The 4333-nt window shown below is 66.5% G+C and carries 5 protein-coding genes; 2 read left to right on the plus strand and 3 right to left on the minus strand.

The annotated features are described in order from the left end of the window. Nucleotides 1–3 precede the first annotated feature (3 nt). Nucleotides 4–867 carry a phytoene/squalene synthase family protein gene (locus tag AC1D00_RS29190; RefSeq protein WP_477013050.1) on the plus strand — a complete coding sequence of 288 codons (864 nt, stop codon included), beginning with the start codon at nucleotides 4–6 and terminating at the stop codon, nucleotides 865–867. A gap of 45 nt (nucleotides 868–912) precedes the next feature. Beyond that, complete coding sequence (locus AC1D00_RS29195) at nucleotides 913–2157, plus strand: threonine ammonia-lyase (RefSeq protein ID WP_477013047.1); 1245 nt, start codon at nucleotides 913–915, stop codon at nucleotides 2155–2157. Nucleotides 2158–2173: 16 nt separating this feature from the next. Here the strand turns inward: AC1D00_RS29195 and AC1D00_RS29200 are convergent, their stop codons facing one another. From AC1D00_RS29200 to AC1D00_RS29210, 3 genes are all read right to left on the minus strand, one after another. Continuing rightward, the gene (locus AC1D00_RS29200; RefSeq protein WP_477013048.1) at nucleotides 2174–3352 is read right to left on the minus strand and encodes an aminotransferase class V-fold PLP-dependent enzyme; all 1179 of its coding nucleotides are present in this window, start codon (nucleotides 3350–3352) and stop codon (nucleotides 2174–2176) included. Nucleotides 3353–3377: 25 nt separating this feature from the next. Then, a complete protein-coding gene (locus AC1D00_RS29205) occupies nucleotides 3378–3791 on the minus strand; it encodes a GFA family protein (RefSeq protein WP_027546610.1) in 414 nt (137 codons plus the stop codon). 92 nt (nucleotides 3792–3883) lie between these two features. Then, on the minus strand, nucleotides 3884–4333 hold a 450-nt coding region (locus AC1D00_RS29210; protein ID WP_477013049.1), incomplete at its 5' end, for a CAP domain-containing protein.

The raw sequence follows: 4333 nt of genomic DNA on the forward strand, positions 1-4333 counted from the left end.
GCCATGAGCAGCGCTGCACCTCCGCCCGATTCCGTCGCCTTCTGCGCCGATCTCGTGCGCAGCCACGACTTTCCGCGCTATGTCGCGACCCTGTTCGCGCCCGCCGCCGAGCGTCGTGCGCTGCTCGCGCTCTATGCCTTCAATGTCGAGATCGTCCGGGTCCGCGACCAGGTGAGCCAGCCCTTGCCCGGCGAAATCCGCCTGCAATGGTGGACCGACATGCTCTCCGGCCATGTCCATGGCAGCGCCGAGGGCAATCCGGTGGCGGCCGAGCTGCTGCGCGCGATCCGCGATTTCGACCTGCCGGTCGAGCCGCTGTCGCTGCTCGCCGACGAGCACCAGTTCGATCTCTACAACGATCCGATGCCGACCACGGCGGCGCTGGAAGGCTATCTGGCCGCGACCTGTTCGGCGTTGTTCGCCCTCGCTGCGCGGATCATGGGGCCGCCGTCGGACGCGGTCGAGCATCTTGCCCGTCATGCCGGGCTGGCGCAGGGCATCGTGCAGGTCATCGCCAATCTGCCGCGCGATGCCGCGCACCGGCAGCTGTTCCTGCCGCAGCAGGTGCTGGCGAGCCACAATTGCAACATGGAGGATGTGTTCGCCAGCAAGGAGACGTCCGATCTCCATGCGGTGCTCGAACAGCTTGCAGGTGAAGCCCGGCAGCATGTGACGACGGCCTCGTCGCTGCTCGCGCAGGTGCCATCGTCAATGCGGCCGGCGTTCCTGCCGCTGAGCCAGGCGCAGGCCGATCTGAAGCGCCTGTCGCGTCCGGGACGCAATCCGTTCAGGCCGCAGCCTTCGTCGCGGCTGCGCACGCTGTGGACGCTGTGGCGGGCTTCACGTTCCCGGGAATTTACCAAATAGCGGTTGGCTTGTCGCCCGCGCCGGACAAATGCTCTATGCTGTCCCATGGCTGACTTGTCCCAAACCAATTCCTCCGATCTCAGCGGCCTTCCGGTCGCGCCTAGCGACATTCACGCGGCCGCCGAGACCATCCGGGGGGCCGTCGTCGAGACGCCCTGTAGCTACAGCCGCACGCTGAGCAATATCTGCGGCTGCGACATCTGGCTCAAATTCGAGAACCTCCAGTTCACCTCCTCGTTCAAGGAGCGCGGCGCGCTCAACCGCCTCACGGCACTGACGCCGGATGAACGTGCACGCGGCGTCATCGCCATGTCGGCGGGCAACCATGCGCAGGGCGTCRCCTATCACGCCAGGCGGCTCGGCATTCCCGCCACCATCGTGATGCCGGTCGGCACGCCCATGGTGAAGGTCGAGAACACGAAGCACCACGGCGCGGAGGTGGTGGTGACGGGCGCAACGCTGGAGGAGGCGGCCGCGTTCGCGCGGAGCCACGGCGAAGCTCACGGCATGATCTTCGTCCACCCTTACGACGACCCGCTTGTCATCGCGGGGCAGGGCACCGTCGGGCTGGAGATGTTGAAGGCGGTGCCGGAGCTCGACACGCTGGTCGTCCCGATCGGCGGCGGCGGCCTGATCAGCGGCATCGGCATTGCCGCGAAATCGATCAAGCCATCGCTGCGGATTCTGGGCGTCGAGGCCTGGCTCTATCCCTCGATGTACAATGCCATCCATGACGGCAACCTGCCGGCCCGCGGCGATACGCTCGCCGAGGGCATCGCGGTGAAGTCGCCGGGCAAGATCACGACCGAAATCGTCCGGCGCCTCGTCGACGACATCGCGCTCGTCAACGAGGCCGAGCTCGAGCGCGCGCTCGCGACCCTGATCTCGATCGAGAAGACGGTCGTCGAGGGCGCCGGCGCCGCCGGCCTCGCCGCGCTGATGTCCGATCCGTCCCGCTTTGCCGGCCAGAAGGTCGGCCTGGTGCTGAGCGGCGGCAATATCGACACGCGGCTGATCGCCTCCGTTCTCACCCGCGAACTGGCGCGCGAGGGGCGGCTGACCCAGCTGTCGCTCGATATCCCCGACCGGCCCGGCCAATTGGCCGCAGTGGCCGCATTACTGGCCGAGGCTGGCGCCAACATCATCGAGGTCTCGCATCAGCGGACCTTCTCCGACCTGCCGGCCAAGGCGACGCTGCTGCAACTCGTGATCGAGACCCGCGACAGCGCCCATCTCGACGAGGTCATGGCGAGGCTCAGTGCATCCGGACTGAGCGCGCGCTGCACCTGAGCGCGCGGCCGTCCCGTTATCGCGGCGTCAGGCCCGCGAGGTGGCCGATCAGCCGGTCGATCTCGGCTGCGGGGGAGTAGTAGTGCGGGGAGGCGCGCACGAGCGGCGGCAGCGCCCGGATCTCGGCGTCAATGCGGGTGCTCGACGGATGTGAAGCACCGATGGTGATGCCGGCGGCAGCGGCACTGCCGACAATCGCGTCCGCCTCATATCCGTCCATCGTGAAGCTGACGATGGCGCCTGGTGTGCGTCCGAGGTCGCGAATTGTGATGCCGCGAACGGAGGCGAGTCCGCCCCGAAGGCGGTCCGCCAGCAGGCGGCAGCGCTGCTCGATAGCCCCCATGCCGATATCGAGCGCGTAGTCGACGGCAGCGCCGAGCCCGAGCCGCGCTGCGTAGTTGTTCTCCCAGGTCTCGAAACGGCGCGCATCGTCGCGGAGGCGATATTGGTCACGCGAGACCCAGGGCGCCGCGAAGTGATCGATCATCGGCGGCTCGAGCCGTTGCAGCAGCCCGCGGCGGACATAGAGAAAGCCGGTGCCGCGCGGGCCGCGCAGGAATTTGCGCCCCGTCGCCGACAGCATGTCACAGCCGATGGATTCGACGTCGACCGCCATCTGGCCGACCGCCTGGCAGGCGTCGAGCAGATAGGGAATGCCGTGCGCCCGCGCGATCTTGCCGACGGCCGCGGCGGGGTTGACCAGCCCGCCATTGGTCGGAACCCAGGTGATGGCGATCAGCTTCACGCGCTCGTCGATCATGCGTTCGAGCGCGTGGATGTCGAGCTCCCCGCGGGGATCGCTCGGCACGACCTCGATGACCGCGCCTGTGCGCCTGGCGACCTGAAGAAACGCGACATAGTTGGCTGCGTACTCCGCCTCGGCGGTCAGGATGCGATCGCCTTTGCGGAACGAAAGCGCATAGAACGCCATCTGCCAGGCAATTGTCGCATTCTCCAGAAGCGCGATCTCATCGGGCGCGGCATTCAGCAGGCGGCCTACCGAGCCGTAGACTGAATCAAGCCGGCGCGCCTCGCGGTCGGCGGCGGCATAGCCTCCGATCTCGCTCTCGAGGTCGATATGCCCCTTCATTGCCGCGACGACGGGTGCCGGCATGAGAGCCGCGCCCGCGTTGTGGAGATACGCCAGCCGGTCAGCGGCCGGCGTGTCGGCGCGTATTCGGTCGATGTCGATCAAATGGGGCTCTCGTGCTTTGGCCGCGTCAATGCGGCATCTCTTCGAACTGCGGCAGGTGGAGCGGCGTATTCCACGGCAGGCGACGCTTGGTGAACATCTCGAGCTTCGGCGCGACCAGGTCGGGCCGGTCGAGGCTTCCCAACTGAACGAAGACCGTTTTGGGGAAACTGTCGAGGTTCGAGCTGAACACCCGCGAGCCGCATTCGGGGCAGAAGTTTCGGTCGAGGCCTTTCCCGGAGTTCGCGACGTAGTGAAAGGCCTTCGGCTTGCCGCTGAGAAGCGTGAAGTCATCCTCCGGCACGGCAAAGAAAGTTGCCATCTCGCCGCCTGAGGCGCGCTTGCAGTCGTTGCAATGACAATTGGCGATGAAGGACGGATCGGTGTCGAATTCGAACTTGATGGCGCCACAGGCGCATTGAGCGGTGTATTTTTTGGCCATTGATCGCCTCGAATTGGTCCAAGACAGCGGCGGGGCCATATTGGCTGGCCGGAGAAGCGCGCGCAACGGTGCTTGCCGCGCAGCGTCTCGTCTCAGATGCAGAGGCTGAGCAGCTTGATGTGGCACTCGCTGGATTTTGGCTTCTTCGCGGGCGCGGCCTCGCGCTTYACGGCAACCAGCGGCTCCTTGTCCTTCTTGCCTTTGCTCTTGCCCTTCGGCTCGTAGTCGCCCGCGATCACCATGGCCCAATAGGTGCGCTTGCCGCTGGAAGATTTGGCGCTGGCAATGCCGACGCGGGAGGCGTTGTGCAGCAAGAGGTTCTTGCGGTGCCCGGAGGAGTCGATCCACTGGCCGAGCGTCTTCTCGAAATTGTCGGAGCCATAGGCGATGTTCTCGGCGGCGCGCCCCGCGCCGGCCGGTGCGACGCGGCGGTTGAACGGTCCGAGAGCGTCGTGGCTGAGGTCGTCCTTCGCCGCCATCGCGCGCGCCTGGTCCATGGCGATGCGGTCGAGGGTTGAATCGCGGACGACGCGGACTTCACC

The organism is Bradyrhizobium sp. P2_E8 (genome assembly GCF_056403875.1).